Below are 20,263 nucleotides of genomic sequence, written 5' to 3'. Positions count from 1 at the left end.
AGGACACCAGCATGGCCTTCACCCTCCCCGAATCGCAGATCCCCCTCGACATCGATTTCGACCCCGACCACCTCCGTCAGCGTTTCGAGGCGGACAAGCAGGCCCGCCTGCGCCGGGACCAACTGGCCCAGTTCCAGGGCCTGGAGGACCTCCTCGAGGTGGACGACGCCGATCCGTTCTCCGACCCGATCACCCGCGAGCCGGTCACCGAGGAGCTCGACACCCTGGTCCTGGGAGGCGGGTTCGGGGGGCTGACCGCCGGTGCCTACCTCACGCAGAACGGCGTCGAGGACTTCCGGATCGTCGAGTACGGCGGCGACTTCGGCGGTACCTGGTACTGGAACCGCTACCCGGGCGTCCAGTGCGACATCGAATCGCACATCTACATGCCGCTGCTCGAGGAGACCGGGTACATCCCCAGCCAGCGGTACGCCGACGGCTCCGAGATCTTCGAGCACGCCCAGCGCATCGGCCGGCACTACGACCTCTACGACAAGACCTACTTCCAGACCCGCGCCACCCACGCGCAGTGGGACGAGCAGGCCCAGCGATGGGAGGTCACCACCGACCGCGGCGACCGGTTCCGCACTCGCGTCCTCATGCGCTCCAACGGCGCACTGACCAAGCCGCAGTTGCCGAAGGTGCCCGGGATCGCGGACTTCGAGGGCAAGATCTTCCACACCAGCCGCTGGGACTACGACTACACCGGCGGATCGGCGGCCGGGAACCTGGAGAACCTGCGCGACAAGCGCGTCGCCGTGGTGGGCACCGGCGCCACCGGCGTGCAGGTGGTGCCCTACCTCGGTGAGGACGCCGAGGAGTTGATCGTGGTGCAGCGCACGCCGAGCGTCGTGCAGCCGCGCAACAACCGCAAGACCGACCCGCGGTGGGCCGAGTCGCTCCAGCCCGGTTGGCAGTACGAGCGGCACGACAACTTCAACGGGATCATCTCCGGGCACGAGGTGGACGGGAACCTGGTCGACGACGGCTGGACCCACCTGTTCCCGCAGTTGACGGGCCAGCCCCTGGTGGACACGCCCGTCGGTGAACTCCCGGAGGCGGACCAGGCGCTGGTCGCCGAGCTCGCGGACATGAAGCTGCTCATGGGCGCCCATCAGCGGGTCGACTCGATCGTCACGGATCCCGCGACCGCCGACGGTCTCAAGCCGTGGTTCGGCTACATGTGCAAGCGCCCCTGCTTCAACGACGAGTACCTGCAGACGTTCAACCGGCCCAATGTCACGCTGGCCGCGTCGCCGACCGGGATCGACGGGATCACCTCCACGGGGATCGTGGTGGCGGGCACGCACTACGAGGTCGACTGCATCATCTTCGCCACCGGCTTCGAGACCGGGTCCGGCCCGGCGGGCATCTACGGCTACGACGTGATCGGGCGCGAGGGTCACTCGATGCAGGAGTACTTTTCCGAGGGGGCCCGGACCTTCCACGGGTTCTTCACGCACGGTTTCCCGAACTTCGTCGAGCTGGGGATGTCGCAGACCGCCTACTACGTCAACTTCGTCTACATGCTCGACCGCAAGGCCCGGCACGCCGCTCGGCTGGTCAAGCACCTGCTGGACAACGATCTCGGCACTTTCGAGCCGACGGCCGAGGCCGAGGCCGACTGGGTCGCCGAGGTGCGCCGGTCCAACGAGCCGCGCGAGGCGTACTGGGGTGGGTGCACTCCGGGGTACTACAACGGGCAGGGCGAGGTGTCCAAGGCCGTGTTCCGCGACGTGTACAACTCGTCGGAGATCGACTTCTGGAACATGATCGAGGACTGGTGGAACTCGGGTCGCTTCGAGGGCCTGGTCTTCGAGTCGTCCCGCACCGCGGTCCCGGTCGCCTGAGCGACGGGCCGCACGCCTGACGGACCCCGCGCCCCGCGACCCTAGGATTGGCGATCATGGTTTCCGGCCCGTCACCGACACCGGCCTCCGACGCTGTCGACGGCCGTCGCAGGCGTATCCCTAAAGGCGAGGTCCAGCGGCAGGTCATCCTCGACGGGTTCGAGGGACTGCTCGAGCAGATGCCGGCATCGGACATCTCGGTCAAGGACATCACCGAGGCCGCGGGGATCAAGCGGCCGAACTTCTACTTCTACTTCGAGTCCAAGAACGAGGTGCTGGGGGAGCTGGTCGGGCGGGCCTGGGACGCCTGGATCGACACCGTCGGGAGCTACCACCGGCGGGCCGGGGAATCGCACTCCGACTACTTCGACCGGCTCTTCGGCCAGTCCTACGCCGCGTGGGTGGAACACGACCAGGTGATGGTGGCCGGAGTACAGGCGACCGGATACGACGACGAGGTGAGGTCCCGCTGGACCGAGTTGGTGACGGGGTTGAACGCCCACCTCTCGGAGCAGATGGGGCAGGACGCGGAGGCCGGGCTGATCGCCCCGTTGTCCGATGACCACGGGGCGATCGTCGACAGGCTGACGGACATGATCGTCATGGCCTTCTACCAGGACCGGTCGCTCAAGCCCGCCGAAGCCGAGTCCGCCCGGATGCTGGCGTCCATCAAGGCGATCTGGTTGGGGGCGTGGGGAGTGGCGGAGGTCCGGTGAGGCTGTGTCCCGGCGCTACCGACTACTCGGTGCTGCCGACGAGCATGGTCGGGGTGACGCCGAGGTTGGCGCCGTCCGCGGCCAGGGCCCGGCCCTCCTCGGTGGACATCGCGGCACCCATCGCCTCGGCGTCCGCGAAGAACAACTGGGCCATGAGATGGAACTCGGGTGCGGATCCGTCCGGGCCGGGCAGGAAGCGCGTGACCTTGGCGTCCTCGAGGCCGGGCACCTTGAGGGCGAGGGGAATGTGCGTCCCGGTGTAGTACTCGTCGAACTTCTCCAGGTCGTCGGGGGTGCCGTAGAGGACGGTGAGAGTGATCAAGGGGTTTCCTTTCGAGGGGCGCCCGGCACGATGGCCGGCCGTGGGGTGTCGTAGCGGTGATGATGCCCCAGTCCACGGCGCCCCGGGTCCGGTCCGTCAGGCGAGTCCGCACTGATCCGTTGATCCCGTCCCGGGCTGGTTCTAGCGTGGACCCATGAGGTCGCACGCGGCGGGACCGCTGGTCGGGTTGGGGCTCCTCTACGGGGCCGGGGTGGGCACCGTCCTCGGAGTCGTGATCGCCGGCGCCCCGAACCTGGCCACCTGGATGGTGATGGGCGCAGGCATCGGTGTGGTCGTGGGGAGTGTCGCCGAACTGTGGCGTGACGTGGCACGCCGAACAGCTCACGGACCCACGCCCACCGCGCACTGATCACAGACCACCGCGGTACCGGCCGCGGCCCTATCGTGGTGTGATCCGATCCCGAGAACTCCGGAAGGACCGATCTGCCATGACCGCCATCACCACCGTCGACCGCGGCCCCCGCGTCGTCGCCCGCAGTGTCACCGTCAACGCCCCCGCCGAGGAGCTGTTCGGGCTCGTCACCGACCCGCGCAAGCACGGGCTCGTCGACGGTTCGGGGACCGTCAAGAGCAACGTCAAGGGGCCGTCGACCCTGTCCGAGGGCGCCAAGTTCACCACCTCGATGCGCATGTACGGCGTCCCGTACCGCATCACCAGCACGGTCACCGAGTACATCGACACGCCCGACCAGAAGGTCATCGAGTGGGCGCACCCCGCGGGCCACCGCTGGCGCTGGGAGTTCACCCCGACCGCGGATGGGCGTACCGAGGTCACCGAGTGCTTCGATCCCCGGCCCTCGAAGATCGGCAAGGTCTTCGAGAAGATCGGCGTCGCCGACCAGAACGCGTCCGGCATCACCGAGACGCTCTCCCGCCTGGCCGCGAAGTACGAGACCGCGGGTTAACCGCGGTCCGCCGCCCGGTCACGGCCGCGTGCGGCCCGGTAGCGGGCGATGAGGGCCGCTGTGGAGGAATCCGTGTCGGCACCACTGGATTCGGCACCACTGGATTCGGGACCGCCGGGTTCGTCGGAGGCGAGTGCCGGGTAGAGGTCGCGGGCCTGCTTCTTCCCCAGTTCGACTCCCCACTGGTCGAAGGCGTTGATGTTCCAGATCGCCCCCTGGACAAAGACGACGTGTTCGTACAGGGCGATGAGCTGCCCGAGGACGCCGGGGGACAGCGAGGGCGCGAGGAGCGTCGTCGAGGGACGGTTTCCGGGCATCACCCGGTGAGGGCGGAGAGCGGCCTCGATGCCGTCGGCGCGCGGCTCGGCGTCGGTCCGGCCGAAAGCCAGCACCCGGGACTGGGCGAACATGTTACTCACGAGCAGGTCGTGCATGGCCACGCGGTCGTCGGCCGCCATCGTTCCGTCCGAGGGGCGGGCGATGCCGATGAAGTCGACGGGGACGAGGTGAGTGCCCTGGTGCAGGAGTTGGAAGAACGCGTGCTGGCCGTTCGTCCCCGGCTCACCCCAGTAGATCTCCCCGGTGGGGTGAGCCACCGGGGAGCCGTCGAGCCGGACCGATTTGCCCAACGATTCCATGGTCAACTGCTGGAGGTACGCGGGGAAGCGGGCGAGATCGTGCGCGTAGGGGATGACGGCCTTGGACTGGGCCCCCAGGAAACTCGTGTACCAGACGCCGAGCAGCCCCATGAGCAGGGGCGCGTTGCGGTCATCCGCCGCGGTGGCGAAGTGCTCGTCCATCGAGTTCATGCCTTCCAGGAACTCGGTGAAGACCCCGGGCCCGAGGGTGATCATGCAGCTGAGCCCGATCGCGGACCCCACGGAGAAACGGCCACCGACCCAGTCCCAGAAGCCGAACACCGCCTCCTCGGCGATGCCGAACGCGGCCACCTCGTCGGAGGCTGTCGAGACCGCGACGAAGTGAGCGGCCACGGCGTCCTCCGCGCCGAGGCGATCGAGAAACCATCGACGGGCGGCGTGGGCGTTCGCGAGGGTCTCCTGGGTGGTGAACGTCTTGGAGGCGACGATCACCAGGGTGGTCTCGGGGTCGATCCCGGCCAGGGTGGAGTCGAGGTCGCGGGGGTCGACGTTCGACACGTAGTGGGCGGTGATCCCGCCGGTCTGCAGGGGGCGTAGGGCCCGGTCGACCATCGCGGGCCCGAGATCCGATCCGCCGATGCCGATGTTGAGGACGGTGGTGATCTTCTTGCCGGTGTACCCGGTCCATTCCCCGCTCCGGACCCGCTCGGCGAAGGCGGTCATCATCCGGAGGGTCTCGTGGACGTCGACGACCACGTCGCAACCATCCAGGGTCAGCGTGTCATCGGCATCTCGTCGGAGGGCCGTGTGCAGGACGGCACGGTCCTCCGTGGTGTTGATGCGGTCGCCGCGGAACATGGCTGCTCGGCGGACCGGCAGGTCCGCGACGCGAGCGAGGCCGAGGAGCGCGGAGACGACCTCATCGGTGACCAGGTTCTTGGACAGGTCGATGTAGAGATCGCCTGCCGTCACGCCCAGTCGGCTCCCGCGGTCGGGGTCTCGGTCGAACAACTCACGCAGGGTGGTCTCACCCGTCGAGGCGGCCAGCCCCTCGACCGCTCGCCACTCATCGGTGGTGCTGATGTCCATGTCGATGCTGTTCACGGGCAGTCCTTCGGTGTGGTGGCGGAGGGGGGCGAGGCTGACGATACCGTGGTGTACACAGTTGACTACAGTTTCCGTACACAGGTGACTACAGTGGCGGTGGCGGGTCGACGCACCCGCCCGGCTGCACCGACGTGAAAGGCCTCGATGACCACCACGAGCACGACGATGATCCCCGCCCGTGCTGCGGCCCGCCTGTCCGGCAAGGTGGCCGTCGTGACCGGCGCCGGTCAGGGGGTGGGCCGGGGCATAGCCCTCGCGCTGGCCGAATCCGGAGCCGCGGTGGTGCTGCTCGCGGAACCGATGCCGCTGGACGAGTACTCGGACGCCGCGTTCCGCACGGCAAAGGAGGCGATCCGATCGCTCCCCCGGGCGGCAGCCTGTGAACGGGGTCCTGACGGGATCCGAGCGCTCGCTGTCGCCCCCCATGCCCACAGCCCCGGACTCGACTGGTGGATGCGTCACAACCCGGAGGAGGCCGAGCGGTTCATCGCCCGCATACCCGCCGGGCGGGTGGGCGACCCCGTGGCAGACATCGGCCGGCCCGTGGCGTGGCTGTGCACGGCGGAGGCGTCCTACCTCACCGGCGTGACCATTCCGCTCGACGGCGGTCAGTCCCGGTGGGGTTGATCACCACATCCACATTTCTCCGACAGAAGAGGTCACATCATGCAGTTCTCCGTTCCGGTCGCGTTCAGCCCGATCGACCAACTCCTCGGCCTGGCCCGCGCGGCCGAGGACGCGGGCTTCGCCCGCGTCACGCTTCCCGATTCGCTGTTCCTGCCCCACCGGCAGGACACCGACTACCCGTACACGCCCGACGGGGCGCGGATGTGGGACGAGCACACCCCGTGGGTCGAACCCCTGACCGCGATCGCTGCGATGGGCGTCGCCACCTCGACCATCAGGTTCTGCCCGCAGGTCCTCAAACTCGGACCCCGTCAGCCCCTGCTGCTGGCGCGGCAGTTGTCCACGGTCTCCCACCTGACTGGCGGACGCATCGACCTGGGGGTGGGGATCGGATGGGACCCCAACGAGTTCGCGTGGTGTGGAGTCCCCTACCCGGGGCGTGGCAAGAGGGTCGACGAAATGCTCGAGATCATTCGCCTGGCCGGTAACGGCGGGTGGTTCGAGTACCACGGTGAGCACTTCGACTTCGACCGCCTCACACTGGACCCGCCGCCCGTGGCCCAGGTGCCGTTCTACGTGGGCGGCCACACCGCTCCGGCGCTACGCCGAGCCGTCCGGGTCGGCCAGGGGTGGACCTCGGCGATGATGGGATTCGACGAGATCGCCGCCACCATCACCCGCCTCGGAGAACTGCTCGAGGCCGACGGCCGCTCCCTCGCCGACCGCGGGGACGGCCGGCCGTTCGAGATTCAGGTGGCCTGCACCGACCGGTACGGCACCCGCGGTTTCGCCCAACTCGAGGAGGCGGGGGTCACCGATGTCATCGTCATCCCGTGGCTGATCGAGGGCCACGGATACGACGCCCCCCTGGACGCCAAGCGCGACGCTATCGCCCGGTTCGGCGAGAAGTACATCAGCGCATGACCTCGACACACATCAACCACACCGCTACGACCCCAAGGAGCCCCACATGCCCGACACCCCGTCCCTGAAGCTCGGTTACAAGGCGTCGGCCGAGCAGTTCGGTCCGCGTGATCTGGTGGAGTTCGCCGTGCTGGCGGAGCAGGCGGGGATGGATTCGGCGACGGTGTCGGATCATTTCCAGCCCTGGCGTCACGACGGTGGTCATGCGCCGTTCTCGTTGGCGTGGATGACGGCGGTGGGTGAGCGTACCGAGCGGCTGCAGTTGGGCACCTCCGTGCTGACGCCGACGTTCCGGTACAACCCGGCGGTGCTCGCCCAGGCGTTCGCGACGATGGCGTGCCTGTACCCGGGCCGCATCTTCCTCGGGGTGGGCACGGGTGAGGCGCTCAACGAGATCGCCACCGGCCACCAGGGTGAGTGGCCGGAGTTCAAGGAGCGGTTCGCGCGCCTGCGTGAGTCGGTCCGGCTCATGCGCGAGCTGTGGACCGGTGAGACCACCAACTTCGAGGGTGACTACTACTCGACCAAGGACGCGTTCCTCTATGACGTGCCCGAGGGTGGCGTGCCGGTGTACGTGGCGGCGGGTGGTCCGGTGGTGGCCAAGTACGCGGGCCGGGTGGGCGACGGGTTCATCTGCACCTCCGGCAAGGGGATGGAGCTGTACACCGACAAGCTGCTCCCGGCCGTCGAGGAGGGCGCGCAGATCAACGAGCGGGACTCGGCGCAGATCGATCGGATGATCGAGATCAAGATCAGCTACGACCCGGACCCGGAGGCGGCGTTGGAGAACTGCCGCTTCTGGGCCCCGCTCAGCCTCACTCCGGAGCAGAAGCACTCGGTGGATTCGCCGCGGGAGATGGAGCGGCTGGCCGACGAGCTGCCGATCGAGCAGGTCGCCAAGCGGTGGATCGTCGCCTCGGACCCCGACGAGGCCGTCGAGCAGGTCCGACAGTACGTCGACGCCGGCCTGAACCATCTGGTCTTCCACGCCCCGGGCCACGACCAGAAACGCTTCCTCGACCTGTTCAAAACCGACCTCGAACCGCGTCTGCGTCGCCTCGCGTAGGCGCCGTGGGCGGGCCGGTGACCCGCCCGGCCACTCACCCCGGGCTCAGGCCCGGGTGAGCAGCAGCGGCGCCGCCGCGAACCGCGACCAGGGCCCGCCCGCGAAGGTCAGGCCGATCAGGCGCCGGTCGTCGAGCGGCCGGAACTCGTCCCGCACCCAGCGCCACGGCACCGGGCTCGAGGCGCCGTACGAGCAGACGATCACCTGACCGCCGTCGAACCACGAGGATTCCAGCGTCACCCGCATCGGCAGGGTCTCCCGTGGCGGGCGGCCCTCGTCGTCGTCGACCAGGTTCATCGCGCCGCCCCCGGGGGCGAAACGCTTGCCCTGCCAGCCCGGCATCCCGCCGAGGGCGATAGCGCGCGGTGCCACCACCCTCAGCGGTGCCGGGCCGACGAACGTGACGAGGTAGTCGCCCGGGGCGGGCAGATCGGTCGGCGGCGTGGCCTGCGAGAACAGGGCGCGCAATCGGCCGAGCGAGGTCGGCAGGGCGGCGGTCACGGGGCTCCGATCGTCGGGGGCGTTCGCCGATCCTAGGACGGTTGTCCAGCCACGCGGGACAGATCGGCAGTGTGGCTTCGCGTTCAGCCGGCCGCGGGTGGCCTAGGCTCGCACTCGACACGGGGTGCCGCCCATCCGGGCGGCTGAGAACACACCCGTCGAACCTGAACTGGGTAGTTCCAGCGGAGGAATGTCGTGCGCGTCGCCCCGGGCGTCGTCGCCTCTCGTGCGGTCATCGTGCGGCGGGCAGGTGGGCATCGCGCTCCCCGTGAGGAACCACCGGGAAGCGAGTGGCATGCGTATCAACGAGCAGGTCGTCCTGGTCACCGGCGGAGCCCGCGGACTCGGCGTGGACATCATCCGCGCCTTCTCCCGCGAGGGCGCCCTCGTCGTCGTCAACTATCGACGCAGCGAGGCCGCCGCCGCCGACCTCGTCCGTGAGCTCGGCGAGGACCGCGCCGTCGCACTACGCGCGGACGTGACCGACGACGACGAGGTGCGCGCCCTCTTCGACGCGGCCCGCGCCCACTTCGGTCGACCGATCAGCACGGTCGTCAACAACGCGCTGGCCGACTTCGAGTTCAACGGCGATGCCAGGCCGCGGCCGGAGACCCTGACCTGGGAGGATTTCGACTCCCAGCTGCGTGGCGCGGTCAAGGCCACCCTCGCCACGACCCAGGCCGCGCTGCCGGGGATGCGCGAGGCGGGGTTCGGGCGGATCGTGACCATCGGCACCAACCTGTTCCAGCACCCGGTGGTGCCGTACCACGACTACACCGCCGCCAAGGCCGCCGCGCTGTCGCTGACCCGCACCCTCGCCACCGACCTCGGGCCGGACGGCATCACGGTCAACATGGTCTCGGGCGGCCTGCTGCGCACCACCGACGCCAGTGCCGCTACGCCTGACGAGGTGTTCGACCTCATCGCCTCCGGGACCCCGCTGCGGCGCGCGATCACTCCTGCCGAGCTCGCTGACGCGGTGCTGTTCTTCGCCTCCCCGTGGGCGCGCGCGGTGACGGGGCAGAACCTCATCCTCGACGGCGGCCTGGTCAAGGGCTGAGTCGGCCGGGCCCGCTCGCGGGGGTTCTGCGTGTCGTGGTGCTGGACTAGGTTCGACGTAGGGCCCGGGTTCGGGTCCCGACGACAGGACCGGGCGCGGCCCGGACGGTGACACGCAGGAGGGATTCCGTATGGGAACGGTGCCCACGGGCCTCGCGCGAACGGCCGAGGGGCGGCGCACAGCCCTCGCCGAGCAGTCCGTCGCCCGCTTCACCCGGCAGCTCTCCGAGTGGGACGCCCAGCGGGCCGCCCTCGTCGCCGACGACCTCGGGACGAACCCGCGGCGCCGTGTGCCCGGGACCTGGCCGGCGGTGGCCGTCGCCGACGCCACCGCGCTCGGGCAGCAGGCGGCGCCGCTGTCCGCCAACGCCCTCGCCGCGGAGTGCTCCACCCTGTGGTGGTCCGGTATCGGCAAGGTGATCGGCGGTGCAGTCTCGGCTGTGGTGCTGTTGTCGTTGCCGATCTCGCTCGTCCTGGCGGCGGTGGGATGAGAAGCAGGATGCCGGGTCTGCGGCCCGGGTGGGCCGGCGTTCGGACCGGAAAGGAGGTGACGTCGTGCCGCTGATCTTCGCCATCGTGGTGGTGGCGCTCATCGCCGGAGCGGTCGTGTGGATCGGCTCCACCGGATGGCTCATCCGCTCCGGGCTCGAGGATCTCGCACGCCGCCGGCGGCTCCTGCGCGGCACCGACCCGCTGCAACTGACCGCCCAGCAGGCGCTCGGCTCCGCCCGCCGGTCGTATGCACTGGCGTTCGAGGCGCTCGGCGCGACCGTCGACGCGTGGTACGACCTGCGGGAGACGCAGGGGATCGGCACCGCCCTCGAGGTGGTCTACCCGGAGATACAGAGCAAGGTCGACCCCGACCCGCGGTTCCGCGCCGTCCTCGAGCAGGCCAACGAGACCACAATGGCGGGACCCGCGCAGCAGCCGGACTCGGTGGCGGACCTGCTCGAGGAGGCCGCCCGCATCGACGCCATGACGCTCGAGATCCGCACCCGGATCCACCGTGCGCGGCCCCCGCGGCGTCGGGGCCCGGGCGCGCTCTTCCGCTGAACCGGCCCCGCCTCGTCCCGACCGCTCGTGAGGGGCCCCATGCGGCGGACCCGTGACAGTTGTCACCGGTGAGGTCGTGACAGGCGATCCTTCCGAACGTCATCGCAGGTAAGCGAGGGTGGAAGCATGGTTATCCACCGCTCCACCCGCCCCCGGGACCCAGGCCGCGTCGGCGCGGTGATCGACACCGACGCGCCCGCTCCCGCCCTCGAATTCCACGACCTGACCCAGACGTTCACCCGGCCTCGCGCCGAGACGGTCCACGCCCTCCGCGGCATCGACCTGCGGATCGACCCCGGCGAGGTGGTGGCGCTGCTCGGCCCCAACGGTGCCGGCAAGACCACCGCCCTCGACATCGCGCTCGGCCTCACCGAGCCGACCGGCGGGCGGGCCCGAGCGTTCGGCGCCGTCCCCAGACAGGCCGTCGCCGACGGGCGGATCGCCGCCGTCCTCCAGACCGGGGGACTGCTGTCCGACCTCACGGTCGAGGAGACCGTCCGGGCCATCGCGGCCCTGTACCGGGACCCGCTCTCCGTGGGCGAGGTACTCGACCGGGCAGGGATCGCCACGATCGGCCGCCGGAAGGTCTCCCGCTGCTCGGGCGGCGAACAGCAACGACTCCGCTTCGCCCTGGCGCTGCTGCCGGATCCCGACCTGCTCATCCTCGACGAGCCGACCGCCGCGATGGACGTGGGCACGCGCCGTGAGTTCTGGTCCACCATGCACGCCGAGGCCACGTCCGGGTCGACCGTCTTATTCGCCACCCACCACCTGGAGGAGGCCGAGGCGTTCGCCGACCGCATCGTGCTCATGGCCCGCGGCCGGATCGTGGCCGATGGCCCGGTCGAGGCGATCCGTGCGATGGCCACGGGCACCCGCGTCACCGCGGTCTGGACCCCCGGGCCCGGTGAACCCGCACCCCACGACCTGCCCGGGGTCACCGCGGTGGAACGCACACCCACCCGGGTCATCCTCACCAGCACCGACAGCGACGCCACCGCGGGCGCGCTGCTGCGCGGGACCGCCGCCCGTGACCTCACCATCAGCCCGCGGTCGCTGGACGACGCCTTCGTCGCCCTCACCGCCGCACCCGACACCACAGCCCCCGACACCACCGACCCCGACACGACCGACCCCGACCAGGAGGCCGCCCGATGAACGCCACCTACTGGGCCATCGACCTGCGCCGCACTCTGCGCGACATCACCAACATCTTCTTCATCGCCGGACTGCCGCTCATCATGTACCTGGTGTTCGGCAGCGCCCAGTCCTACCGGGACGAGCCCGTCGCACACGGCAACGTGGGCTCGGTCGTCATGATCTCCATGGCCGTCTACGGCGCCGTCACCGCCACCACCTCGATCAGCGGCGGGGCCGCTCTCGAACGCTTCCAGGGCTGGGGACGTCAACTCGGGTTGACCCCGTGGAGCAGCACCGGCTTCGTGATCACCAAGTCCGCCGTGGCCATGACGGTGGCGGCTGTGCCCGTCCTCTCCGTGGGGCTCGTCGGCGCGCTCACGGGGGCTGAAGCCACGCCGCTCGCGTGGGTGCTGGCCCTGGCCGCGGCGTGGATCGGGTCGGCGGTGTTCGCCGGGTACGGACTGACCGCCGGGATGGCGTTCCGCTCCGAATCCGCGTTGGGCGTGGCCGGTGGGAGCCTGGTCCTGTTCGCCCTGGCCGGCAACCTGTTCATCCCGCTGTCGGGGACCGCGCTGGAGCTCGCCCGGTTCACGCCGCTGTACGGGATCAACGCGCTGGCCCGCTTCCCGCTCACCGGCGGGGTGGTGACCGAGTCCGTGACCGACCCGTTGTGGCTTCCGCTGCTCAATGTGACCGCGTGGGCCCTCATACTGGGGACGACGGCAACAGTTCTGGTGCGTCGCCGTCGGGGCCGGGACTAGAGACGGCAGGGGAGGTCGGGTCGATGACGACGGGCAGCAGAACCACCTGGCGCCGGGTCCGGGACGCCCTCACCAGCCCGAATGTCCTGTTCTCCCTGATCTGGCAGGTCTTTCTGATCTACCCGGTCCTCGCCGTCGTCTATTCCGGCGCGCCCACCGCACCCACGGTGCTGGGCCTGGCCTCCGTCGCCGTCTTTTCCGCCGTCTACCTCGCCGGCTTCGCCTCGCCCGCCGTCACCCGCGACTACCCGCTACACCTGCGCAGGACGGCGCGCCCCACCCGAGATGCGTCGACGCTCGCGGCCCGTGGTGAGTCGCCGCTCGCGGCGGATGAGAACTGGCTCGACCCCCCGGCGGAGCCTCCGGCGCCGCTCGGCCTCGGCTACCTGGCCGGGCTCGTGGTGTGCGCGTTCGGCACCCTGCCCGCCGCGGGGATCAACGGCCCGACCAACTTCCTGCCGTTCATCGCCTGCTTCATCGCCGCCGCCTGGCCGCTCCGACGCAGCGTGCCCGCCGCGGTGGCGCTGATCCTCATCGGGTGTGGCGCGGCGCTGTTCGAGAGCAACGTCGCCATGCTCATCCCGTGTTTCCTGGTGATCCCGGTGGTCCTGTCGATGATCGGCACCCGCATCTCCGTGGGCATCAGCGACCGCGAAGGCCACTACCGGCGCGCGCTGGGGGTGGTGGAGGAGCGCGAGCGGATGGCCCGGGACCTCCACGACGTGCTCGGCCATACCCTCACCGCCCTGACCATCCGCGCACAGCTCGCCCGCGCCCGACTCGACTCCGACCCGGACATCACCCGCGCCGAGTTGGAGAACATCGAGATGCTCACCCGCACCGCTCTGGCGGAGATGCGGCAGACCGTGTCCGGGATGCGCGTCGCCGATCCCGCGCGCGAGCTCGCGGACCTCACCGCATCCCTCCGCGCCGCCGGGATGGACGTGCGCGTGGACGGCACCCCGGATCTCGTTCCCGCGGAGTACGCGGTGCTCGTCGCGTGGACGCTACGGGAAGCGGGCACCAACATCGCCCGACACTCCGGGGCCCGCCGCGTCACCGTCGAGTTCACCGCCGGCGGCGTGCGCGTCACCGACGACGGCCGGGGGATCGGCGCCCGCCGGGAGGCCGGCTCCGGCACTGCGGGCTCCGACACGGCGGGACGGGGGCTCGAGGGGCTCGCGGCGCGGGCCGCCGACGCCGGCGCGCGGTTCGAGGTGTGTGACCGCAGCACCGCCGTGGCCGGGGTCGGGGCGGCCGGGGTCGGGTCGGCTGGACCCGGGGCGGGCGGGCCCGGGTCCGACACACGCGAGACCGGGACCATCGTGGCAGTGGGGTGGGCGCGATGAGCGAGACCGTGTCCGGCTCCGCCCCCGCGGCGGCGCCGATCCGACTCGTCCTGGCCGACGACCAGGCGCTCGTCCGAGGTGGTCTCGCGGCGCTGCTCGCCCTGGAACGGGACATCGACGTGGTCGCCGAGGTGGGCCGCGGGGACGAACTCCTGGCGGCGGTCGAGCGCCTGCGGCCCGACGTCTGCGTGGTGGACATCGAGATGCCCGGCGGGGACGGCATCACCACCACCCGCCGGATCCGCGACGAGCACCCGGGCGTTCGCGTCCTGATCGTCACCACCTTCGGCCGCCCCGGCTACGTCAGCCGCGCGCTCGAGTCGGGGGCCGGCGGCTTCGTGGTCAAGGACACGCCCGCCGGCGAGCTGGCGGACGCGGTGCGGAGGGTGAACGCGGGTGAGACCGTCGTGGACCCGGTGCTCGCCCGCGACTCGATGGTCGCCGGCCCCGACCCCCTCACGCCCAGGGAGAAGGACGTCCTGCGTCACGCGTTGTCCGGGGCCCGCGTCGCCGACATCGCCGCCGAGCTGGTCCTGTCGCAGGGCACCGTGCGCAACCATCTGTCCTCGGCGATCGCCAAGACCCATACGTCCACGCGGGGCGAGGCGGCGCGGGAGGCCCAGGCGCGCGGCTGGCTCTGACGGCCCGGCCCCGGAGGCGCGGGCCCCGGCCCCGGACACGCGAGAGCCGACCGACCCGCGGTGGAGCGGGGTGCGGCCGGCCGCGTCAGATCGTGTCGTGAACGATCAGGGGGTACCGGTGCCCTCGTCGGCGGCGGGGGAGGTGTTGGTGCCGCCGTCGTTGATCTCGAACCGGGTCCACTTGCCGTCCATGTCGACCTCCATGGCGTACCCGAGCGCGTCGTCGGGCACCTCGACCGTCTTGAACCAGTCGTAAGCCTTGGTGTCGTCAGCGAACTCCTTCTCCTCGATCACGTTCTGGTCGGGGTCCACTACGCGGTAACGGGGCATGCGTGCTCCTTCGAATCGATGGAATCCGGTCGTCTCCGCAGTCTGGGTGATCCGGCGCCGTCTCGCATCCGGTCGAGGCCTGTCGACCGCGCGGCCCGGCCGCCTCGCAACGGTCGCCCCGCCACCGCGGGCGGGCACGGCGGGCTGTCACCGCGCGACGGGTGCCGGCGGCGCGGGCGCCGAGGTGGTCTCGGTGTGCCCGGTGCGCAGGTACTCGACCACGGCGTCGTCGACGACGTCGTTGCCCTTGGCGACCTGCCCGTGATCGCCGCCGTCGACGGTGATCATGTGTGCGCCCATCCGGTCCCCCAGCGCGCGGGCGCCGTGCAGCGGGGTCTGGGGGTCCGCCACCGAGTTGATCAGCAGCGGCGGCACCTCGAGCGCGTCACCGCTCACCTCGACGGGCGTGGTGACGGCGGGAGCTCCCGCGCACGCCGCGCCCGAGCTGAACATCAGGCCGGTGGCGTCGAAGATGTCGCCGGTGACGAACTGGGTCCACAGGAAGGCCGGGTAGTCCAGTGGTCGCGGGGCCACGCGGTTCTCGTTGCAGAGGATCGCCGACTGCATGTTCACCGCGATCAGCGCTTCCGCGGGGACGGCCGGCATCTCCGGATCGACCATGCCCAAGGGCGTGCCGTCGCGCAGGGCCGCCGCCAGTATCGGCCAGCCCTGCGACTGTGGCGCGAGGCTCCGGGTCGCGGCGAGCGTGATCGACTGCGACTGCATCGCGCCGGGGTTGAGCAGCTGCCGCGCGAGGCCCTCCAGCTGCGCCCGCGCCGGGCCGGTTAGCGTCGTACCGTCGATCCACGCCTGCGCCAGGGCCTGCCACTCCGCCGGCACATCGCCCACGCGCGCGGGCGGTGGAGCCAGTGTCGGGGTGGTGCCGGCCTCGGCGAGCACCCGCTCCGTCCAGCGCTGATACACCTTGAGCGGGGTGTCGCCCAGGCCGTACGTGGCGTCGTTGGCCGCGATCCAGTCGAACATGTCGTGAACCCGCCGCTTGTGCGGTTCGTTCTGCTCGAGCAGGACCTGGTTCCACATCCAGTCCGGGTGAGCGCCCGAGTCCAGCACGACCTTGTCCGTGTGCTGGGGGAACAGCGTCGCATAGGTGGATCCGAGCAGGGTGCCGTAGGACAGGCCGTGGATCGAGATCCGCTCCTCGCCGAGCGCCAGTCGCACCTGCTCCCAGTCGCGGGCGGTGTTCTCGGTGGTCAGGTGTCGCCAGTCGTCGCCGCTGACCGATTCGCACGCCGCCCGGTGCGCTCCGCCGACGTTGGTCGCCAACATCAGGACGTCCGCCGGGTTCAGCGGAGCGCACTGCAGGGGCCCGGCGTGGGCGAGTCCCCGGGGCTGCACGCCGATCAGATCCCACTCATCGCGCAGGGCATCGGGCCAGGTGAAGAGTTCGTTGTCGTCGAAGTAGGTCAGGGAGTCCCCGCCCGGTCCTCCCGCGTTGCCGAACAGCACCCCGCGCCGGGCGCCCGGGTCGCGGGCCGGGAGCTTGGACACCGTGACGTCGATGGTCTCGCCATCCGGCCGCGAGTAGTCCTGCGGGACGGTCACCGTCGTGCAGACCGCGCCGGGAGTGGACACGGTGTCGGGGCACGCGCCCCAGGTGGGCGCGGCGTGCGCGGCCGGTGCGGTGGTGGCGGCGCCCTGGACGACGACGAGTCCCGCCGCCACGAGCACCGACGCCACTGCCGAGGCGACGTGACGAGCGGCGGACGGGAGGAGTGCTGAACGGCGGCTGTGCATGTCGCCCAGTCTTTCAGGATGGCGCCCCCGTTGCTGCCGACCGTCCGACATTGCCATTGCCTGTCAGGGGACGATAGCGATGTCGTAGCGCCAAGTTAGCGTCGCCGCATGACGAGCATTCCCGAGTCTCTTCTTGTGGCGATTCCCGCTCTGGTGGGGGCCTTAATCACAGCCTCCGTGGGTCGAGAGCGGTTCTCCCAGAAGATCGACAGGCTGTCGGCCGCGCTCGAGCGGGTCAGCGGACGCGCTCATCTGGAAGCGGAGTTGGAATCGCTCAGCGCGGAGGCGGTTGCCCGGTATCGCGCGGCTCAGGCTGTACGATTTCTCACCATACTCGGGACCTTCTCGGCGTTCTACACGATGTTGCTGTCGACCGTTTACATCGTGAGCCCTCTTGTTGGTCGGGAGACGGGCCCTGCGGTTCTGGTGCTCACGAATGTGTTCTTCGTGGGCGCAATTGTGATGTTCTTCGTGTCCTGGATTCTCAAGCAGGAGATCATGAAGGTGTACATCTCGCGAAAGCCGGGCATCAAGTCGCGGGCGCCGGGCGGGATAGCGCGCTTTCTCATGCGGACCTCGATAATCGAAGAGGAGTTGGCGTGGCTGGACAGGGCGCACGCGCGGAGAAGTGTCGGTTCAGCTTCCGCCGGGGTGGGCGAGCGTACGGTCGAGATTCCGACTTCCGAGGAGGCCTCCCGTGACCACTGACCCGAACGCCCAGCCGCTCATCGACCCCACCACCAAGTACGAGGTCGACATCCCGATGCAGTCGCAGCCGGTGCCGGGGCTCGCCTCCGAGCTGGAGCCGCCCGCCGATCACGGTGAGACGTCCTACGTCGGACACGGCAGGCTCACGGGTCGCCGCGCGCTCATCACCGGTGGCGACTCGGGCATCGGTCGCGCGGTGGCGATCGCGTACGCCCGCGAGGGGGCCGACGTGGCGATCGGCTACCTGCCCTCCGAGCAGTCCGACGCCGAGGATGTCGCCCGGCTGGTCCGCGAGGCCGGCCGCACCTGCGTCCTGCTGCCCGGAGACGTCGGCGACGAAGAGGTCGCGCGGGGGATCGTCCGCGACGCCGTGGCCGGGCTCGGAGGGATCGACGTGCTGGTGCTCAACGCCGCCCGGCAGACCTACGTCGAGAGCCTCGAGGACCTGACCTCCGAGCAGTGGGCGGAGACCATGAACGTCAACATCTCGGCGCCGTTTTGGATGATGCAGGAGGCACTCGGGCATCTGCAGCCGGGTGCGAGCGTCATCTTCACCTCGTCGGTGCAGGCCTACACGCCGTCGCCGGGCCTGGTGGACTACGCGACCTCGCGGGCCGCGGTCAACACGATGTCCAAGGCGCTGGCGCAGCAGCTCGCGCCGCGGGGGATCCGCGTGAACGCCGTCGCGCCGGGCCCGTTCTGGACCGCGCTGCAGGTGACGGGCGGGCAGAAGCCGGAGAAGCTGCCGTACTTCGGGCAGAAGAACCCGCTCGGTCGGCCGGGGCAGCCGGTCGAGATGGCCGGCGCGTACGTATATCTGGCCTCCGAGGAGTCGTCGTACACGACCGGCAACACGCTCTCGGTGACCGGCGGCGCGCCCACACCCTGACGCAGCCGCACGCCGGGATGGCGTCTCGCGCGCACCGAAGGGTGGGCGAGGCGCCATGGTGAGGGGCGGCTGCGGGCTGGGCGGGCAGCGGCGGGAGCAAGACGCCATCCGCGGGAGCGGCTGCCGGGCAGCGGCGGGAGCGGGACGCCATGGCGAGGAGCGGCTGCGGGCTGGGCGGGCAGCGGCGGGAGCAAGACGCCATCCGCGGGAGCGGCTGCCGGCTGACGCACCGACGCGCGCAGCCCAGGGGGAGGGCGGCGCGCGCCGGGGGGGGAGGGGGGGGAGTCGGTCGGATGGGGAGGGCGGGTGCGCCGTCCCGCCCGGCCCGACCGACTCCGGTCTATGGGTCCTACCGCCGGATCAGGTGTCGTGGATGATCACGCCGCGCATGATCTTCCCGTCCTGCAGATCCCGGTAGCCGTCGTTGACCTGGTCGAGCGTGTACGTGGTGGTGATGAGCTCGTCGAGCTTGAGCTTGCCCTCGTCGTACAGCCGCAGGAGCTTGACGATGTCGTACTGCGGGTTGGCGGAGGGCGTGTCAGATGGTCTGTGTGAGTTGATCCGGAGGAGGAATCATGAACGCTATGGCTGTTGACGACCACGACGCTACGGATGTATCAGATGCTGCTGGGCTTCGCCGGGAGGTGTTCTCGGATGCGCTGATTGATCACGTACTCGCCGAGACCCGTTCGCGAGGGTTGGAGTTGACTGGCAAGGACGGCTTTTTGAACGAGATGCTCAAGGCCGTCCTTGAGCGGGGCATGGGCGCCGAGCTGACCGAGCATCTGGGCCGCGATGCCCACGCCCGTGGCGGGGACGGAAACCACCGCAACGGCACTTCGCGCAAGACCGTGGCCACCGAGGTCGGCCCGGTGGAGCTGGATCAGCCCCGCGATCGGCAGGGCTCGTTCGCCTCCCAGCTCGTCCCGAAGGGCGCCCGCCGGCTCGGCGGGCTGGAGGACCAGATCATCTCGCTGTACGCCGGCGGGATGACCGTCCGGGAGATCGAGCACCACCTCGCGCGGACGCTGGGGGTGGAGCTGTCGCACGAGTCCATCGCCAACGTCACCGACGCGGTCCTGGACGAAGTCGCCGCCTGGCAGCACCGCCCGTTGGAGGCGTTCTACCCGGTGGTGTTCCTGGACGCGATCCACATCAAGATCCGCGATGGAGCCCACGTGAAGACCCGCGCTGCCCACATCGCGGTCGGGGTCGATCTTGAGGGCGTCAAGCACGTGCTCGGCATCTGGGTGCAGGCCAAGGAAGGCGCGGCGTTCTGGGCCAGCGTGTGCGCCGAACTGGCCAATCGCGGCGTCAAAGACGTCCTGATCGTGGCCTGCGACGGGCTGACCGGACTGTCCGAGGCGATTGCCGCGACCTGGCCTTTCGCCGAGGTGCAGACCTGCGTGGTGCACCTGATCCGGGCCTCGATGCGGTTCGTGTCCTACAGCGACCGCAAGAACGTGGCCAAGGCACTCAAGCCGATCTACACCGCCGCCAACGCCGAGGCCGCCAGAGCCGCACTGGAGGCCTTCGCCGAATCGCCGCTGGGCGCCAAGTACCCCACCGCCGTCAGGTCGTGGGAGGCCGCCTGGGAGCGGTTCATCCCGTTCCTGGCCTTCGGCCCAGCCACACGCAAGCTGATCTACACCACGAACTCGATCGAGTCGCTGAACTACCAGCTGCGCAAGATCACCAAGAACCGCGGGCACTTCCCCAGCGATGCCGCCGCGATCAAGCTGCTATGGCTAGCCATACGCAACATCGAGGACCGACGAGACCGAGAACGCGCCAAGGACGCTCAACGCCGAGCAGACGGCCACGCAGGCCCCCGGAAATCGATCCCCAGACTCGTCGAAGGCGCCACCATCCACGGTTGGCGAGCCGCACTGGCCGAACTCGCACTGGCCTACCCGGAACGCTTCGACCCCCACATGTGA

21 protein-coding genes, 2 pseudogenes and 1 riboswitch are annotated in these 20,263 nt (G+C 70.2%); of the genes and pseudogenes, 17 read left to right on the top strand and 6 right to left on the bottom strand.

The genetic code is table 11. The features are described 5' to 3' along the window. Positions 1-11: 11 nt before the first annotated feature. Complete coding sequence (locus tag OVA21_RS11855; protein WP_096906951.1) at positions 12-1,850, top strand: flavin-containing monooxygenase; 1,839 nt, start codon at positions 12-14, stop codon at positions 1,848-1,850. Between the two features lie 56 nt (positions 1,851-1,906). Then, positions 1,907-2,566 (top strand): TetR/AcrR family transcriptional regulator, encoded by a 660-nt coding sequence (locus tag OVA21_RS11850; protein WP_096906952.1) that lies wholly within the window; start codon positions 1,907-1,909, stop codon positions 2,564-2,566. 22 nt (positions 2,567-2,588) lie between these two features. On the opposite strand, the gene OVA21_RS11845 is transcribed toward OVA21_RS11850, so the two are convergent. Next, on the bottom strand, positions 2,589-2,888 hold the full coding sequence (locus OVA21_RS11845) for an EthD family reductase (RefSeq protein WP_096906953.1): 300 nt from the start codon (positions 2,886-2,888) through the stop codon (positions 2,589-2,591). Positions 2,889-3,042: 154 nt separating this feature from the next. On the opposite strand from OVA21_RS11845, the gene OVA21_RS11840 reads away from it, so the two are divergent. Further along, on the top strand, positions 3,043-3,258 hold the full coding sequence (locus tag OVA21_RS11840; protein WP_096906954.1) for a hypothetical protein: 216 nt from the start codon (positions 3,043-3,045) through the stop codon (positions 3,256-3,258). A 79-nt stretch (positions 3,259-3,337) separates the two neighbouring features. Further along, positions 3,338-3,814 (top strand): SRPBCC family protein, encoded by a 477-nt coding sequence (locus OVA21_RS11835; protein ID WP_096906955.1) that lies wholly within the window; start codon positions 3,338-3,340, stop codon positions 3,812-3,814. Here OVA21_RS11835 and pgi read toward each other — a convergent pair. Next, entirely contained in the window at positions 3,811-5,508 is a 1,698-nt protein-coding gene (gene pgi / locus OVA21_RS11830; protein WP_371607110.1) for a glucose-6-phosphate isomerase, read from the bottom strand. The genes OVA21_RS11835 and pgi overlap by 4 nt on opposite strands. Before the next feature lie 339 nt (positions 5,509-5,847). Between pgi and OVA21_RS19350 the strand changes: the two are divergent. The 3 genes and pseudogenes from OVA21_RS19350 to fgd form a co-directional block, all read left to right on the top strand. Beyond that, positions 5,848-6,147, top strand: a pseudogene (locus tag OVA21_RS19350) (SDR family oxidoreductase); the annotation flags it as partial. A 39-nt stretch (positions 6,148-6,186) separates the two neighbouring features. After that, on the top strand, positions 6,187-7,071 hold the full coding sequence (locus OVA21_RS11820) for a TIGR03619 family F420-dependent LLM class oxidoreductase (RefSeq protein WP_268092448.1): 885 nt from the start codon (positions 6,187-6,189) through the stop codon (positions 7,069-7,071). A 46-nt stretch (positions 7,072-7,117) separates the two neighbouring features. After that, a complete protein-coding gene (gene fgd / locus OVA21_RS11815; protein ID WP_268092447.1) occupies positions 7,118-8,137 on the top strand; it encodes a glucose-6-phosphate dehydrogenase (coenzyme-F420) in 1,020 nt (339 codons plus the stop codon). 45 nt (positions 8,138-8,182) lie between these two features. On the opposite strand, the gene OVA21_RS11810 is transcribed toward fgd, so the two are convergent. Next, positions 8,183-8,638: a hypothetical protein gene (locus OVA21_RS11810; RefSeq protein ID WP_268092446.1), complete on the bottom strand. Its 456-nt coding sequence runs from the start codon at positions 8,636-8,638 to the stop codon at positions 8,183-8,185. 110 nt (positions 8,639-8,748) lie between these two features. After that, positions 8,749-8,846, top strand: a riboswitch (TPP riboswitch). A gap of 87 nt (positions 8,847-8,933) precedes the next feature. Between OVA21_RS11810 and OVA21_RS11805 the strand changes: the two genes are divergently transcribed. The 7 genes from OVA21_RS11805 to OVA21_RS11775 all read left to right on the top strand — a co-directional run bounded on the left by OVA21_RS11805 (position 8,934) and on the right by OVA21_RS11775 (position 14,641). After that, entirely contained in the window at positions 8,934-9,698 is a 765-nt protein-coding gene (locus OVA21_RS11805; protein WP_268092445.1) for a 3-oxoacyl-ACP reductase, read from the top strand. Between the two features lie 130 nt (positions 9,699-9,828). Continuing rightward, on the top strand, positions 9,829-10,188 hold the full coding sequence (locus tag OVA21_RS11800; protein ID WP_096906961.1) for a hypothetical protein: 360 nt from the start codon (positions 9,829-9,831) through the stop codon (positions 10,186-10,188). 64 nt (positions 10,189-10,252) lie between these two features. Then, positions 10,253-10,750 carry a hypothetical protein gene (locus tag OVA21_RS11795; protein ID WP_096906962.1) on the top strand — a complete coding sequence of 166 codons (498 nt, stop codon included), beginning with the start codon at positions 10,253-10,255 and terminating at the stop codon, positions 10,748-10,750. A gap of 126 nt (positions 10,751-10,876) precedes the next feature. Then, complete coding sequence (locus tag OVA21_RS11790; protein WP_083249812.1) at positions 10,877-11,908, top strand: ABC transporter ATP-binding protein; 1,032 nt, start codon at positions 10,877-10,879, stop codon at positions 11,906-11,908. After that, positions 11,905-12,651, top strand: coding sequence for an ABC transporter (locus tag OVA21_RS11785; protein WP_067716973.1), 747 nt, complete (start codon positions 11,905-11,907; stop codon positions 12,649-12,651). Before OVA21_RS11790 ends, OVA21_RS11785 begins: the two co-directional genes overlap by 4 nt. Before the next feature lie 23 nt (positions 12,652-12,674). Continuing rightward, a complete protein-coding gene (locus OVA21_RS11780) occupies positions 12,675-14,000 on the top strand; it encodes a sensor histidine kinase (RefSeq protein ID WP_268092444.1) in 1,326 nt (441 codons plus the stop codon). Beyond that, complete coding sequence (locus OVA21_RS11775) at positions 13,997-14,641, top strand: response regulator transcription factor (RefSeq protein ID WP_096907512.1); 645 nt, start codon at positions 13,997-13,999, stop codon at positions 14,639-14,641. The genes OVA21_RS11780 and OVA21_RS11775 overlap by 4 nt, the downstream gene beginning before the upstream one ends. Positions 14,642-14,746: 105 nt before the next feature. On the opposite strand, the gene OVA21_RS11770 is transcribed toward OVA21_RS11775, so the two are convergent. Both OVA21_RS11770 and OVA21_RS11765 read right to left on the bottom strand, forming a co-directional pair. Then, complete coding sequence (locus OVA21_RS11770) at positions 14,747-14,971, bottom strand: hypothetical protein (RefSeq protein WP_007627087.1); 225 nt, start codon at positions 14,969-14,971, stop codon at positions 14,747-14,749. 147 nt (positions 14,972-15,118) lie between these two features. Beyond that, the gene (locus OVA21_RS11765; protein ID WP_187701599.1) at positions 15,119-16,726 is read right to left on the bottom strand and encodes an alpha/beta hydrolase; all 1,608 of its coding nucleotides are present in this window, start codon (positions 16,724-16,726) and stop codon (positions 15,119-15,121) included. Between the two features lie 108 nt (positions 16,727-16,834). Here OVA21_RS11765 and OVA21_RS11760 point away from each other — a divergent pair, with 108 nt between their 5' ends. Together OVA21_RS11760 and OVA21_RS11755 are read left to right on the top strand one after the other, a co-directional pair. Continuing rightward, positions 16,835-17,434: a hypothetical protein gene (locus OVA21_RS11760; protein ID WP_069389415.1), complete on the top strand. Its 600-nt coding sequence runs from the start codon at positions 16,835-16,837 to the stop codon at positions 17,432-17,434. Next, the gene (locus tag OVA21_RS11755) at positions 17,424-18,323 is read left to right on the top strand and encodes an SDR family oxidoreductase (RefSeq protein WP_069389416.1); all 900 of its coding nucleotides are present in this window, start codon (positions 17,424-17,426) and stop codon (positions 18,321-18,323) included. Before OVA21_RS11760 ends, OVA21_RS11755 begins: the two co-directional genes overlap by 11 nt. Before the next feature lie 360 nt (positions 18,324-18,683). Here OVA21_RS11755 and OVA21_RS11750 read toward each other — a convergent pair. Further along, positions 18,684-18,854, bottom strand: a pseudogene (locus OVA21_RS11750) (alcohol dehydrogenase); the annotation flags it as partial. Positions 18,855-18,907: 53 nt separating this feature from the next. On the opposite strand from OVA21_RS11750, the gene OVA21_RS11745 reads away from it, so the two are divergent. Next, entirely contained in the window at positions 18,908-20,263 is a 1,356-nt protein-coding gene (locus OVA21_RS11745; RefSeq protein WP_069388925.1) for an IS256 family transposase, read from the top strand.

Origin of the sequence: Dietzia sp. SL131 (assembly GCF_026672565.1) — a bacterium.
GTDB classification, from domain to species: Bacteria; Actinomycetota; Actinomycetes; order Mycobacteriales; family Mycobacteriaceae; genus Dietzia; species Dietzia kunjamensis.
This window is presented reverse-complemented; position numbering and strand designations above follow the sequence as displayed.

Excerpts from the sequence above, each read along its gene's own strand:
- OVA21_RS11855 (WP_096906951.1), top strand. The coding sequence starts at position 12 with ATGGCCTTCACCCTCCCCGAATCGCAGATCCCCCTCGACATCGATTTC.
- OVA21_RS11850 (WP_096906952.1), top strand. The coding sequence starts at position 1,907 with ATGGTTTCCGGCCCGTCACCGACACCGGCCTCCGACGCTGTCGACGGC.
- OVA21_RS11840 (WP_096906954.1), top strand. The coding sequence starts at position 3,043 with ATGAGGTCGCACGCGGCGGGACCGCTGGTCGGGTTGGGGCTCCTCTAC.
- OVA21_RS11835 (WP_096906955.1), top strand. The coding sequence starts at position 3,338 with ATGACCGCCATCACCACCGTCGACCGCGGCCCCCGCGTCGTCGCCCGC.
- OVA21_RS11820 (WP_268092448.1), top strand. The coding sequence starts at position 6,187 with ATGCAGTTCTCCGTTCCGGTCGCGTTCAGCCCGATCGACCAACTCCTC.
- fgd (WP_268092447.1), top strand. The coding sequence starts at position 7,118 with ATGCCCGACACCCCGTCCCTGAAGCTCGGTTACAAGGCGTCGGCCGAG.
- OVA21_RS11805 (WP_268092445.1), top strand. The coding sequence starts at position 8,934 with ATGCGTATCAACGAGCAGGTCGTCCTGGTCACCGGCGGAGCCCGCGGA.
- OVA21_RS11800 (WP_096906961.1), top strand. The coding sequence starts at position 9,829 with ATGGGAACGGTGCCCACGGGCCTCGCGCGAACGGCCGAGGGGCGGCGC.
- OVA21_RS11790 (WP_083249812.1), top strand. The coding sequence starts at position 10,877 with ATGGTTATCCACCGCTCCACCCGCCCCCGGGACCCAGGCCGCGTCGGC.
- OVA21_RS11785 (WP_067716973.1), top strand. The coding sequence starts at position 11,905 with ATGAACGCCACCTACTGGGCCATCGACCTGCGCCGCACTCTGCGCGAC.
- OVA21_RS11780 (WP_268092444.1), top strand. The coding sequence starts at position 12,675 with ATGACGACGGGCAGCAGAACCACCTGGCGCCGGGTCCGGGACGCCCTC.
- OVA21_RS11775 (WP_096907512.1), top strand. The coding sequence starts at position 13,997 with ATGAGCGAGACCGTGTCCGGCTCCGCCCCCGCGGCGGCGCCGATCCGA.
- OVA21_RS11770 (WP_007627087.1), bottom strand. The coding sequence starts at position 14,971 with ATGCCCCGTTACCGCGTAGTGGACCCCGACCAGAACGTGATCGAGGAG.
- OVA21_RS11765 (WP_187701599.1), bottom strand. The coding sequence starts at position 16,726 with ATGCACAGCCGCCGTTCAGCACTCCTCCCGTCCGCCGCTCGTCACGTC.
- OVA21_RS11760 (WP_069389415.1), top strand. The coding sequence starts at position 16,835 with ATGACGAGCATTCCCGAGTCTCTTCTTGTGGCGATTCCCGCTCTGGTG.
- OVA21_RS11745 (WP_069388925.1), top strand. The coding sequence starts at position 18,908 with ATGGCTGTTGACGACCACGACGCTACGGATGTATCAGATGCTGCTGGG.